We start from the raw sequence: 12,772 nt of genomic DNA on the forward strand, positions 1-12,772 counted from the left end.
ACGTGGACGAAAACGACCTCTCTGGCGTCACGCTGGCCCACCATCTGGGGGTGGAGCCGGATATGGTGTTCAAAACCCTTGTTGCCCGTGGTGATAAAACTGGCGTGCTTATGGCGTGCATACCCGCCAATGACGAACTGAACCTCAAGGCTCTGGCCTCCGCCTCAGGCAACAAACATGTGGAAATGGTGCCCCTCAAGGACGTGCGCCCGCTTACCGGATATGTGCGAGGCGGTTGCTCTCCTCTGGGCGGCAAGAAAGAGTATCCCGTTTATGTGGATCTCAGCGCGCTTGAGCATCAAAGTGTATATATAAGTGCCGGATTGCGCGGGGTGCAGCTACTGCTGAACCCAGAAGATCTGATGCGAGCCGTTAGCGGTTCACTGGCAGAAATTGCCCGCCAACCGGGAGCCTAAAGTAGGAGAACCTGAAAATGTTCACGCTTCAAAGTCAGCACCCTGCTGGCAGCGCGATTTCTTAGTAAATTTACGGCGCGTTGCTGCAAACAATCATTCTGATTGCTCGTTGTCGAACTTTTTTCATTTGCAGCGGCAATGCGCCCAGCCAGCCGTACCCCCTATCAACCACGACATAGGGAGAAATATCATGAACAAATCCCGCATTCTTGTGACAGATTTTGACGGAACCATCACCGCGCACGATTTTTACAAGCTGGTGGTTGAAAATCTGTTAACTCCGCAGGACATTGCCCCCTGGCAGGAATACAGAGAAGGTAAGATCACCCATCTTTCTGCTTTGCAACAAATTCTCGCCAAGGTTCGAGCCCCGGAATCCGAATTGAATGCACTGGCTCTTGCGATGAAACCTGATCCGCGCCTGAGCATTGCTGTTGACAGCTTGCGTAAGGCAGGCTGGGAAATTGTGGTGGCTTCAGCCGGGTGCGACTGGTATATCCGGCGGGTGCTGGCTGCTGCTGGAGTAGACCTTGAAATCTACTCAAATCCTACAAGCCTTGAGGCCAACGGCAGCCTGCGCATGCAAGGCCCCGTAGATTCGCCCTTTTATTGCCACGAAACAGGCGTGGACAAGGCAGGTATTGTGCGGTCATATACACGTCGGGGCTACACCGTTGCCTTTGCTGGTGACGGATTCGCCGACCTGCCCGCTGCCCTTGGCGTCACCCCCGACCTGCGTTTCGCCCGGGCCGATCTGGCCACAGCCTTGGGCCGCTATCATGAAGAGTTTCATAATTTTTCTGTTTGGTCAGACGTAGCCGATGCCCTGCTTGCCAAAGATACGCAAAGGAGCGCTCAATGAACAACAGCCAGATCCGCGTTCCTTACCTCGTGCGCATCAAGCCGGGCGCATTGTCGCGCCTTGGCATCTACCTGCGCCGCTCCGGCTTTACTGATGTCCTGATACTAACCGGGCAGCTGCCGGATGCTGTGACCCAAAAAGCCCGGGATGGATTGGAAGAAAACCACATCCACACCGGCCCCTGGATTGATGTTGACGATAACAGCTTTGAAGATGTGGTGGAGCTGTTCACCATTCTGCCCAAAAAGACTACGGCCATTGTGGGGCTGGGCGGCGGCAAAGCTTTGGATATGGCAAAATATCTGGCTTTTCTGGCCCGGCTTCCCTATCTGGCCGTGCCCACCTCTCTTTCCAATGACGGTTTTTGCAGCCCTCAGTCCAGCCTGACCATACACGGAAAGCGCCGCTCCCTGGCAGCCACACTGCCTCAGGGCGTTATCATTGATGTGGACGTGTGCCTTTCAGCGCCGCGATCTCTCTGGCTGTCAGGCGTTGGCGACCTGGTGGCAAAACTCACCGCCGTCTATGACTGGAAGCTGGCCTTTCACAACAAGGGAGAATCGGTCAACGATCTTGCGGCCCTGCTTTCCGATGCCACAGTACACCAGTTTCTCGCCAACCCCTCATACGATGCTCCGGGCATGGCGCTACTGGGCACGGCCCTCATGCTTAATGGCATCGCTATGGAAATTTGCGGCAGCTCACGGCCCACAAGCGGCAGCGAGCATCTTATTTCTCACGCTCTGGACGCGACCTCGGCTCATCCGCACCTCCACGGCCTGCAGGTGGGCATGGCCACCTATTTTGTCAGCCAGTTTCAGGGACGAAATACGGAAATTCTGGCCGATGTTTTCACCAAAACAGGTTTTTGGGATGCCGTGCGCGCTGCGCCCTTTTCCCGGCAGGAATGGCTTGAGGCCATTCGTCTGGCGCCCGGCATGAAAGAAGATTTCTTCACCGTGCTTTCTCTGCGTGACTGTCTGCCCGAGGCACACCGCATTCTGGACGAAGATCCATTATTGAACGGCTGCTTTGTTTAGAATATTTTAGCCCTGAAACTCTACAGTTTCATGATAGTTAAAAGCTCACACCGGCGTTCAACAGCGCCAGCAAACAGCGCTCTGTCTTCACCGGCATATATGCTTCTCTGCCTATAAGACAATCTACTCATGCGGCTCAGCTTCAGGCAAATTTTGCGGGTACCGCCAGAAGCTGCAAGGCAGCTCGGTGGCGGCCGTCTGTTCGTACGGGTGCAAAGCTCCTCAGTTACAGCGGGCCACAGCCATCAGACCACAGCATCTGGCGGCGTGGGTCTTACAGATGGCAACAACATAGCCAATAAATTTCCCTCAACGGTAAGGACTGTAACCGGGCACATTCTCCCTGCTCGTTCCAGTCTGCTTTTGCCCGGTGCTTGTCATTCCAGGACAAATTCTGTACGAAGCAAACGAAGCGAAATCGACATGTTTTACGCACTTTAGCCTTGCATTCTTCGGCAACGTAAAGAACAAGCCGTTGGTGGCAAGGTGTGGCATTTTATACAACATGCCGGCAAAACGCCTCCTCCCCGAGTTCAGTGGAAGCCCCCTGTTCGATATCCATAGCCACAAAGTATTTTATGAGCATCAAGCAAAAACTGTTTACCATTTTTGTCGTTGCACTTCTTGGCTTCGCGTCCGTTTTTCTCGTAAACTATTTTGGGACGAAGACCATAAATAAAGCACTACAGGCCAGTCTAAACGCGCAACAGGCGAAAATTTTCATGCTGGAAGCCAGACGGTCTGAAAAGGATTTTCTTTCAAGAAAAACGCCAGATCTGCTGCAAAAACACGAAGCGGCTGTTGAGAGTGCCATAAGCACCCTTGCCGCCATTGTTGAAGACCAGCCAGATCTGAACGGCTTGTGCAGCGCACCAAAAAATTTGATGCAAAGCTACCGCCAACGGTTTGGCATGGCTGCCTCAGCCGTGCAGGCTATGGGAATTAACGAAAATGAAGGGCTCAGCGGCAAGCTGCGCACCGCCATCCACGAGGCAGAAAGTATTTTTACACAGGCTCAGGACGATAGCCTTATGGCGGGCATGCTTATGCTTCGCCGCCGCGAAAAAGATTTCATGCTTCGCGGCGAAACCAAATATCTGACGTCCTTCTCAAAGGATGCCGACCTGCTGCGCACAAAAATTTCTGAATCTGAAAAGTACCCGCAAGACCGTAAGGATGCGCTGGTGAACTTGCTTGAGACCTACCGCAAAGCCTTTGCTGAATACGGCAACGGGGCCGCAACATTTGAAAAAAACATGGCCGAGTTACGGGAAACAAGCCATGCCCTCGAACCTCTGCTGGACGAACTGGCAATCCAGACTTCAGCCCGCCTGCAACAAACCCGCAGTCATGTAGCCACGTTAATGGACTGTGCCGAACTCGGTACGGTTCTTCTGCTTGCGGGGCTCATATTATGGGCCATACGCTCCATCCTCGGCTCATTGTCGCGGCTTCAAGCATGTTCCCGCAAGGTCGCCTCCGGGCAGTACGAGGCCTGTGACCATGAGCGTTTCACGGCGGAATTGGAATCTCTGCGCAAAGACATCTCCACTATGGTGGCGGCTCTGCGCCACAGCATGGATGAAGCGGCCAAACAGGAAGAACAGGCAAAAACGGAATCCGCCAGAGCGCACGACGCCATGCTTGAGGCTGCGCGAGAAAAAGATACGGCCCACAGTCTGCTTCTGACCATGCAGCATGCAGGCCGCACGGCTGATGATATTTCCCGCCAACTGACTGAATCGGTTGCAGCCCTGGTGGTGCAGACCACTCATGTTCATGACGGAGCGGAAGATCAAAAAAGTCAGATTCAAGAAGTGGCTGGCGCTATGGAAGAAATGAACGCCACTGTGGCTGAGGTCGCACGCAACGCATCAGGAGCAGCTGCTGGGGCAGAACAGGCCAGGCGTATCGCCCTTGAAGGGGGGCGGCGCATGGGAGAAGTCGTTGCAGCTACTGACTCCGCGCATCAGGAAGCTCTGGCCATGAAGCAGTCTTTGAGCATCCTTGGAACGCGCGTTGCTTCTATTGAGCAGATTATGGGATTGATCACCGACATTGCCGATCAGACCAATCTGCTGGCACTGAACGCAGCCATCGAGGCCGCACGCGCCGGTGAAGCCGGACGAGGTTTCGCTGTAGTTGCGGATGAGGTGCGCAAACTGGCCGAAAAGACAATGGGCGCCACTGGCGATGTTTACAAGGCAATTCTGAACATCCGGCAGGGAACAGAAGACAACATGGCCGCGATGGACAAAGCCTCCGCCACCATAGAAAAAAGTACAGCATTAGCTGACGAAGCACAGCACTCATTGAATGCCATTGTGGAACTTGTGTCAGAAACGGCTGATCAGGTTCGCTCCATTGCAACAGCTTCTGAGGAGCAATCTGCCACCAGCGAGGAAATTGTTCGCTCATCTGAACGGATACGCACGATTGCTGAAACGGCCACTGACGATATCGCGCATGCCGCCTTTGCTCTTGAAAAACTAAACGCGCTGGCGGTGGACCTCGAAAACATTATAGCAAGCCTTAACAGCAGCAAATAACAGCTTTCATTTTATATGATACTTGGATGATAACTTGAATTTTCATTCTTTTTGATTCCAAGTGTTCATCTGAATTCTATCGGTTGAAGCTCTTGCGAGGTGAATTGGCACATTCTCTTCTGAAATATGCCATAACTCACCACAGGTACGTCTTTTCCCATTCCTGCGTTAAAGAGGCCCGCCCTTTCCAGTAAAGTATGTAAGAGTACGCTTTTGTCATGAAAAAGCCGCCCTCTTTTACATACGCACTATCTCGCTTGATACGACATTCTACATGATGCGATAGCAGTTTCGTCTGCCCAGCTAGCCGCGTCTGCCGACACCTTTGCCAGACACCCTAACGCATGATTAACACTTTCTACGGCAAAGTGATTCCACGCCCTCTGCTACGGCATCGTATACACGAAAACCGCGCCACCCTTGACTTGACGGTATTGTGCGCTAACCTTTCCCATAGCTATTTTTACAATTATCCCTGTTTTCGCCTTTGAGCCAGCGGCACGCACAGTCTGAATGCATGCCCACACCGCAACCGGGACAACCAGATGACAATGACCAGCCCCGCGACTGAATCCATGCCGGACATAACATCGGCTACAGACGCAACCCTTGAAAAAATCACGTCCTTTCCCAAGGATTTTACACAGCATCGGCAGCTTCTTTCTGATCTCAAGGAAGACCTTGTGGACTTGTGCGCTGCAAAATCAGCCAGTTCAGACATTCCCGAAGATCTGCGTTGGAGCCTTGCCCGCGACATGCCGGATTTTTCCACTGACGCCCTGTATGTAAAGCGATACTCCCTGCCGAGTATGGCAGGGATTGTTTTTCTTGGCTTCTTTATTGGCGGCCTGTTGTCAAACCTGCTGGGCCTCATAGATATGGGCGGGGAAATCATTCGCGTGGCCACGGTGCTTGGCATGCTCTACGGAGCAGAATATCTGGCAGGCAACCCCAAGGCGCGAACCCGTCTTTTGATCTTTTTGGGTCTGGGCACTCTGGCAACCTTTGCCGCCAGCATGGTTGCCGGAATCCTGCGGTTGACCTCCTGGGCGGATTTTAAAAATGCCGTTTTTGGAACAAGCAGCGCTCCGGGCCTCTTAAAGCGCACGTATCTGCTGCTTGGAGCTACATTTCTTTTTGTACTGCTGGCTAAAAAAACCACCTCGCTTGACGTAACAGCCTTCAAGCTTTCTTTGAACCAGCAGGCCCAAGCCCGCGCGCGCAATCTCATGACCTTTTTCTCAGCCTGGGGTCAACTGCAAGCAGAGCTGGAGAGCATCAAGGGCACAGAGCCAGCAACGCCGCAATCGGGCAAATGCCACAGAAATGACTGCCCTCTGGCCCAGAGCGTTATTCACCTGCTGGATGGTATGGAGGGGGAAACCAGACAGTTTCTCACAGAGCAGCTTGCTTTTATGGGGTACAACCTTGCCGAAGACGACGGGCATATTCTGTGGGACGATGCCGTTCACGCAGAACTCTATGACACCATCGGCCTTGTGAAAAACGGCGACCATTGCCGAGTATTGCGCCGTTATTCCCGAACAGGTGATACGATCATCAGGGGGCATGTGCAGAAAGAAACCGCACCATCAGGGAGGACCAGGGCATGAAAATACTGGGCATAGACCTCGGCACCAGCAACACTTACATTTACGGTGCGCATAAAAGCTCATCGGCCCCACACCCCGTAATACTCCCCCGAATCAGTGCGCCGGATGGTTGCGTTGAAACCGCTATTCTTTACGAAGACAATTCACCTCTCCTGATCGGGCATCTGGCGGAGAGTGAATATTACGCCAATGCCAGCCTGCGCCCACGCCGCGAGCTTCGCTGTCAGTTCAAACCAGAAATAGGCGAGGAAAACGCCGAGGCTGCACGCTGGATGACAGATTTTCTGCGTATGTTGCGCAAAGAATTGCCGCAGGATACTCTGGAACCAGATAGTCAAATATTTGTTGGTGTTCCATCTAGAACGCGTGAAAGCTTCGGCATAAGTCTTTCAAAGTGCTTCAAAGATGCGGGCTGGCCCGTACCCTCCCTTATCAAAGAGTCTGACGCGGCCATGATCTCCTGCCTCCAGTCAGGGGCAATAGAGCTGGACGATCTGGAACACAGCCTGCTCATACTGGACTTCGGCGGCGGCACCTGCGACTTCACACTGGCTGAAAATTCGGAAATTCTACAGTGCGGCGGCGACCGCCTGCTGGGTGGACGCCTTTTTGACGATCTGCTCTTTCAGCTTTTCTGCCGCCACAACCCCGACTTGCTCGGCCAGGTGCAAACTGACGGTTGCGAATATTACGTTCACTGGGTTTTATGCAAGGCAGAGAAGGAACACTTTTCCAAAGTATTGCAGCAGGATATCAACAGTGCCGTCAGCCTGCATCTTTCATGGTTCGATGCAAAGGGCAAACAAAAGCACGCCTATTTGCATGAGCTTACGTGGCAGCATGTGGTCAGCGCGGCTGAAAGCTATACGGCCTCAGAATCGTTGCTGGGCATGCTGCGTCAGTATGCCAACAGGGGCGCACTGGGTACTGTTGCCGAGGATATGCTGCAAGGTCGCCAGGTAGGCCTCATATCCTGGTTCAAAGATATTCTTTACGAAATCAGGCGGCAAAAGAGCATAGACAAGGTCATTCTCACGGGCGGCAGCAGTGGCTGGTTTTTCGCACGTGAAGCGGTGCATGACGTTTTCGGCACAGACAATATTGTTATGAGTCCGCGTACCTACGAAGACATCGCTTTTGGGCTGGCTCTTTATCCTATGCTGCTGAACACCCACCTCAGGATAAAAACCCTTCTTGAAGAGCAGAGCGAAGATTTTTGCTTAAGGGTCTCTGACCTGGCGCAGGGCATTTTTGAAAAACACACCAAGATGGCAGCCAAAACCTGTGCGGAACGCATTGCTATAAGGGACATATTAAGCGTTCTTGAATCAGCTCAGGAAGCCCGAAAAACGGTTGAAGACATCGAGCGGGAAATCAGTGAAAAAATCCAGCGCGATACAGGCCTGCTAACCATCGTACAGGAACGCACTGAAGCAGCCCGTAAAGAAATTGAAAAAGAGCTAAGATTGCAATTTAACCGCTGGTTGCGTGAAAATGGCGTCTACCTTGCACCCAGCCTCAATTTTTCCGCCCACACTCTCAGCACAAGTTTTTTCGACGCCGTGCAAGTGAAGGTTTCGCGCCTAACACTGCTTAATACTATGGATGTTATGGCTGTGGCCGTATTGCCTGGTGTGGCGGCTTTTGCCATTGGCGAAAAGATGCTGCTTACCACAGGTGAACCAATATCCGCAGTTCTCGGTGGGGCTGCGGCCTTTGCCGGAACATGGGCCTTGGGGAAATTTGGCAAAAAATTTCTTCAGCGGCAACGACTGCCCAAGTTTCTTCTTAATGAGAAAAATAGGGAAAAGATCACCGCAAAGAACAGAGAGTATATTGAAGAGGTTCTGGGGCAGGCTTTTCAGGAAATTCGGCAAGATCTCATGGAAGACGCCAGAAGCAAGATCCGTTACGCCCTTAAAGCCTTGCTGCAACGGCTGACGGTTCTGAACCATATTCGGGTGGAACGCGGCAGCACCGTATAGACAGAGCAAAAACTCTGTACATGGCTTTAGAGGAAAATCATCTGCCTGTACCCGCCAGCCAGATAAGCATACGTTATCAAGGCTGCCAGCAGATACGCCAATAAACAGGCAAGGCCGCCCTTTGCCCGGAGCGGCCTTGCCTTTCGTAGTATTCTGCGTGAAAAGGTGGCCTTTGGTCACCAACTGTCTGCTTGGGCAGCGCATCAGCCACATGGGCCTGGAGGGCCTTTTCCCGCAGAACATTCATGCACTAGAGTAGAGTTTAAAGCACGCTCGCTACGGCGTTTAACCGCGTAAATTAATAGCAGTGTTATCTGTTCCGTAGCAATACAGTCCTGCCCCGTAAGTCGGTTCCGTCAACGGTTCAGGCAGGCCCTGCGTGCGCGTTAGCCGTTGCAGTGCCAGGGCTTACGGATAACGACAGTGATTCTTTGGGCTAGATTTTCGCGTAATTCATTACCGTCTTTATCCGTAGCTTCCTGCGTCGCAACGGCTAAAGCAACGGTCGAAGCTGTGCCTCGCTTCCCCGGCGGAGTCCGCTCGCGCAGCCACCCGAGCATTTCAAAGTGAAAGTGCTCCAAGTATGCCGCTCCCCAAAAGGGCAGCCTGCCAAAAGCACGATCCCTCAAAAATCCACGTGATCTTGCAGCAGGGGATTCACCATATCCTTCCGGATATTTTACTCTTTTTACAGCCGCAATGCCCTAAGGCATTGTGTATTCGCGCACGAAGTTGAACACGTTGCCATCCACTTCCAAACCCTGCGCCTTGGCCTTACCATACCATATCTGAGCTTCGGCCTTGTTTTCAGGCACGCCGACACCGAATTCATAGCAGGCGCCCACATACCGCTGTGCCTGAGCATAGCCTTGATCAGCCGCAGTTTTAGCCAGCCGGAAGCTTTCCGTGGGGTTCTTTGCAAAGCCATACTTGCCCTGACCGTGGTAAAGGGCCAGGTTAAACAGGGCTTCTGCATTATTGGCATTGGCGGCACGGGTCATAAGGTCAACCACTGTCGCGTCATTCTTGGGCACACCCACTCCCAGCTCATACTGATACGCCAGAAGTACCTGTGCTTCACTGTTGTTTTGTTCCGCCGCAAGGCGGAACCACTTGGTAGCCATTTCCATATCCTGGGGCACGCCAAGACCATTTTCATAGCAACGGCCAAGGATGATCTGGGCTCGCGCATTGCCGTCCGAAGCCAAAGGCTGCACCAGTTGCAGCACCTTCTGGTATTGGCCGATGTTATAGGCCGTCCATGCCTCGTCGAGTTTTTTCTCCACCTGATCCACAGGTTGTGCGCCCACAGCCAAAGCTGAGAACAAAAAAAACGCCATTGTCAGAAAAATCGCAGCATAATTTTTTTTCATAAAACCTCCTCAGGCCTCGGCCAAAATGACCGTGCCGTCTTCCAAAGATTAGCGCCGCCAATTGTACTTGGCAAGAGTTCAAGACGGGCAACCATCGATACCAACCCAATCTTTTGCACCTCCACAGAGCATACCCCTTGACGCTCCGGCATCCAGCAGGCACAAACACTGCAAGCCTTTGTTACCAGCCCTATCAATAATCCGCCCGCTTGAAAGGCACAGACCAGGAGGCCGAGCATGAGCCACCCCCCGAACATTCCTCCCAAGAATTCCGGCGATGAGCATTTGCCTCACGGCGAACACCTGCCTGTTCCGACGGAACGGCAGGCAGACAATGCAAATGCCGGGGATGGACAGCGGCGAGTTATTGATGCTGAAATAATTTTTGATTCATCCCACGGGCAGGAAGAGGCCCATGGCCAAAGTCAGACATTTGGGCCAAGTGGCAGTCAGAGCAATCAGGACGGCTACAACCAGAATGACGCGCAAAGCCGTTTTTACCGTCGTACCTTCAATGGCGGCAGCTTCGGTGGCTTCCAGGCCGGGTCGCCTTTGGGGCAGATATGGATGACAGGCCCGCGAAACTCCAATGCCTGCCTCGCGCCTTGCGTCACCTTCGCCATTTTTCTCGTCTGTCTTGCACAATTGGGCTTTCTCGCGGGGCTGGGTTTTATATTTTTTCACACCATAGGCTCGATAATCGGCACTTTGCGGCAAATGCGGCTCATGACCACGGGAGTCATGCCCAACCCCTGGCTCTGGCGCATGGGCAACTGGGTACTTTCCTTTTTGATCACTGCATGGCTCGCCGGAGGATTTGATTAAAACCAGTTTGCAAACTGCGAGTGCGATTCTTGGTAAAGACAACATACGCCTTGTGCACTGGCCGCCAGGCAAAGTGCAGATATTATCTGTATTCCTTTATAGTTAAGAAAAAATAAAATGATTTTTCTTGCTGCCAAGGCTCAAACGAATCTTTACATAAACAAACTATGGCAGCATCATGATATGCACGAAGAATGGCAATGACACCTGACTGCTGGCTGGTCTACCTGCTGGAATGTGCTGACGGAACGCTATACTGCGGCATTACCCGCGATATAGAACGGCGTTTGGCGCAACACAATGGTATCCTGCCAGGGGGCGCCCGTTACACACGTGGCAGACGTCCGGTACACCTGCTGGCCAATCGAAGCTGTTCGTGCAAATCCGACGCCCTGCGACTGGAATACGCCGTCAAGGCCAAACCCCGTCACGTCAAAATCACATTTTTGCTGGATGGAGAACAAGAATAATGCTGACTGTGGATGTAGCCCTGGCTTTTTTTGCTGCTTCTCTTCTTCTGGGCATCGCACCAGGGCCGGATAATATTTTTGTGCTCACGCAGTCCGCCGTCTATGGTGCTGGCGCTGGTATTGTTACAACCTTGGGGCTCGTCACGGGGCTCTGCGTGCATACAACTGCCGTGGCTTTGGGCGTGGCTGCCATTTTTCAAAGCTCTCCCCTGGCTTTCACAATACTCAAAACCATAGGTGCCGGGTATCTGCTGTGGCTGGCGTGGCTATCATTCAAAGCAAGCGCCGCTCTGGCTATAACCAAGGGTGATGGCGCGCCCTTTCCCGGCTTCGCCACCCTGTACCGACGCGGCATTGTCATGAACGTGACCAACCCCAAAGTCTCTCTCTTTTTTCTCGCCTTTCTGCCGCAATTCTGCGATCCGGCGCGAGGCAGCATGGCCATGCAGGTTCTCAGTCTGGGCCTTCTATTTATGCTGGCCACCATTGTGGTCTTTTTCAGTGTAGCTTTGCTGGGCGGCCGGCTGGCCGTGTGGTTTAATAAATCGCCGGGTGGGCAGGTGCTCGTCCATCGAGCGGCCGGACTGGTTTTTGTGGGCTTGGCCGTGGTTCTGCTTTTTGTCACACTCTAGATGCAGAACAGAATAACTTTGAGAATATATATTTCAAAACATGAGACTCGTTCGTCACACGTTTAACTGCTCAAATAAATAGCTGCACTGTCTTCACGGCAGCCGTTGCCCGAAGGGCTTACGGATGGCGACAGTGATTGCAACGAATAAACACAGCTGTTACGCACGCTGTCTTCAGGCGCAGTTTCCGGCGTCACAACGCTTGAGGCAGCCGTAGCTTCATCCGCCACAGCGGCTGAAGCTGCCTTACGTCTCCCCGGCGGGCGCCTGTCCACGCAGTCGCCGGAGCATTTTTAGCGTGAAAGTGCCCTTAATTTTCCCATGGTCATATTCAGGAATACATCAACAAAACGACAACGTCGTATACAATGTCGCAACTCAGCAGACCAAAGCACCTCACCTGGAAGCGAAGGACCTTTTTGGCAGGATTAGCCTGCTTAGCAGGGTTGAGCGCCCTACCGCGCCCTCTCAAGGCTGTGGAGGCTTTGGGATTTTCTTCATCCCCGCCCTCGGGAGTCGGTCAGGCCGAGCTTACGAAAAAACTTTCGCTGCTTGAGGCATTGTCAGGCGGCAGGCTTGGCGCAGCCCGCCTCAATTGCGCCTCAGGACGCCTGTACACCTACCGGGGCAAAGAAGCCTTTCCTGTCTGCAGTACATTTAAAGTTCTTGCTGCAGCAGCCGTGCTCAAAAGGCATCCCCACAAGTTAAATGATCTTGTGCACTACGGGCAGGAAAAAATCATTTCCTGGTCGCCCGTGACTGAAAAAAATGTGGACACTGGCATGACGGTGGAAGCTTTGTGTGCAGCGGCAGTGCAATATAGCGACAACACCGCTGCCAACCTGCTTCTGGAAATGATCGGCGGGCCTACTGGCCTGACAACGTTTGCCCGCTCCGCAGGAGACAAGGCTTTTCGTCTGGATCGTATGGAACCCGCGCTTAACCAGGCAACCCCCGGCGACGCACGCGACACATCCAGTCCCGCAGCTATGGCATTGACGCTGAAT

The 12,772-nt window shown here is 53.0% G+C and carries 12 protein-coding genes; 10 read left to right on the forward strand and 2 right to left on the reverse strand.

Annotation, left to right across the window (positions count from 1 at the left end):
- From ybaK to QM579_RS11970, 6 genes are all read left to right on the forward strand, one after another.
- Positions 1–416: Cys-tRNA(Pro) deacylase (ybaK, locus tag QM579_RS11945; protein WP_414999363.1), on the forward strand; the 416-nt coding region annotated here is incomplete at its 5' end.
- A 190-nt stretch (positions 417–606) separates the two neighbouring features.
- Positions 607–1,278, forward strand: a complete 672-nt coding sequence (locus QM579_RS11950; RefSeq protein WP_414999364.1) for an MtnX-like HAD-IB family phosphatase — start codon at positions 607–609, stop codon at positions 1,276–1,278.
- On the forward strand, positions 1,275–2,318 hold the full coding sequence (locus QM579_RS11955) for an iron-containing alcohol dehydrogenase family protein (RefSeq protein WP_414999365.1): 1,044 nt from the start codon (positions 1,275–1,277) through the stop codon (positions 2,316–2,318). The genes QM579_RS11950 and QM579_RS11955 overlap by 4 nt, the downstream gene beginning before the upstream one ends.
- 722 nt (positions 2,319–3,040) lie before the next feature.
- Entirely contained in the window at positions 3,041–4,867 is a 1,827-nt protein-coding gene (locus tag QM579_RS11960; RefSeq protein WP_414999366.1) for a methyl-accepting chemotaxis protein, read from the forward strand.
- A 551-nt stretch (positions 4,868–5,418) separates the two neighbouring features.
- A complete protein-coding gene (locus QM579_RS11965; protein ID WP_414999367.1) occupies positions 5,419–6,480 on the forward strand; it encodes an adenosine deaminase in 1,062 nt (353 codons plus the stop codon).
- Positions 6,477–8,465, forward strand: a complete 1,989-nt coding sequence (locus QM579_RS11970) for an Hsp70 family protein (RefSeq protein WP_414999368.1) — start codon at positions 6,477–6,479, stop codon at positions 8,463–8,465. The genes QM579_RS11965 and QM579_RS11970 overlap by 4 nt, the downstream gene beginning before the upstream one ends.
- Before the next feature lie 704 nt (positions 8,466–9,169).
- Here the strand turns inward: QM579_RS11970 and QM579_RS11975 are convergent.
- Positions 9,170–9,838 carry a tetratricopeptide repeat protein gene (locus QM579_RS11975; protein ID WP_414999369.1) on the reverse strand — a complete coding sequence of 223 codons (669 nt, stop codon included), beginning with the start codon at positions 9,836–9,838 and terminating at the stop codon, positions 9,170–9,172.
- 237 nt (positions 9,839–10,075) lie between these two features.
- Here QM579_RS11975 and QM579_RS11980 point away from each other — a divergent pair, with 237 nt between their 5' ends.
- The 3 genes from QM579_RS11980 (at position 10,076) to QM579_RS11990 (ending at position 11,765) form a co-directional block, all read left to right on the forward strand.
- Entirely contained in the window at positions 10,076–10,663 is a 588-nt protein-coding gene (locus QM579_RS11980; protein ID WP_414999370.1) for a hypothetical protein, read from the forward strand.
- Positions 10,664–10,863: 200 nt separating this feature from the next.
- Positions 10,864–11,133, forward strand: coding sequence for a GIY-YIG nuclease family protein (locus QM579_RS11985; protein ID WP_414999374.1), 270 nt, complete (start codon positions 10,864–10,866; stop codon positions 11,131–11,133).
- Complete coding sequence (locus QM579_RS11990; RefSeq protein WP_414999371.1) at positions 11,133–11,765, forward strand: LysE family translocator; 633 nt, start codon at positions 11,133–11,135, stop codon at positions 11,763–11,765. Before QM579_RS11985 ends, QM579_RS11990 begins: the two co-directional genes overlap by 1 nt.
- A gap of 62 nt (positions 11,766–11,827) precedes the next feature.
- On the opposite strand, the gene QM579_RS11995 is transcribed toward QM579_RS11990, so the two are convergent.
- Entirely contained in the window at positions 11,828–12,040 is a 213-nt protein-coding gene (locus QM579_RS11995) for a hypothetical protein (RefSeq protein WP_414999372.1), read from the reverse strand.
- 93 nt (positions 12,041–12,133) lie between these two features.
- On the opposite strand from QM579_RS11995, the gene QM579_RS12000 reads away from it, so the two are divergent.
- The coding region (locus QM579_RS12000) for a serine hydrolase (RefSeq protein WP_414999373.1) at positions 12,134–12,772 on the forward strand (639 nt) is incomplete at its 3' end.

The organism is Desulfovibrio sp., assembly GCF_047607245.1.
Lineage (GTDB): Bacteria > Desulfobacterota > Desulfovibrionia > Desulfovibrionales > Desulfovibrionaceae > Desulfovibrio.

Excerpts from the sequence above, each read along its gene's own strand:
- QM579_RS11950 (WP_414999364.1), top strand. The coding sequence starts at position 607 with ATGAACAAATCCCGCATTCTTGTGACAGATTTTGACGGAACCATCACC.
- QM579_RS11955 (WP_414999365.1), top strand. The coding sequence starts at position 1,275 with ATGAACAACAGCCAGATCCGCGTTCCTTACCTCGTGCGCATCAAGCCG.
- QM579_RS11960 (WP_414999366.1), top strand. The coding sequence starts at position 3,041 with ATGCTGGAAGCCAGACGGTCTGAAAAGGATTTTCTTTCAAGAAAAACG.
- QM579_RS11965 (WP_414999367.1), top strand. The coding sequence starts at position 5,419 with ATGACCAGCCCCGCGACTGAATCCATGCCGGACATAACATCGGCTACA.
- QM579_RS11970 (WP_414999368.1), top strand. The coding sequence starts at position 6,477 with ATGAAAATACTGGGCATAGACCTCGGCACCAGCAACACTTACATTTAC.
- QM579_RS11975 (WP_414999369.1), bottom strand. The coding sequence starts at position 9,838 with ATGAAAAAAAATTATGCTGCGATTTTTCTGACAATGGCGTTTTTTTTG.
- QM579_RS11980 (WP_414999370.1), top strand. The coding sequence starts at position 10,076 with ATGAGCCACCCCCCGAACATTCCTCCCAAGAATTCCGGCGATGAGCAT.
- QM579_RS11985 (WP_414999374.1), top strand. The coding sequence starts at position 10,864 with ATGACACCTGACTGCTGGCTGGTCTACCTGCTGGAATGTGCTGACGGA.
- QM579_RS11990 (WP_414999371.1), top strand. The coding sequence starts at position 11,133 with ATGCTGACTGTGGATGTAGCCCTGGCTTTTTTTGCTGCTTCTCTTCTT.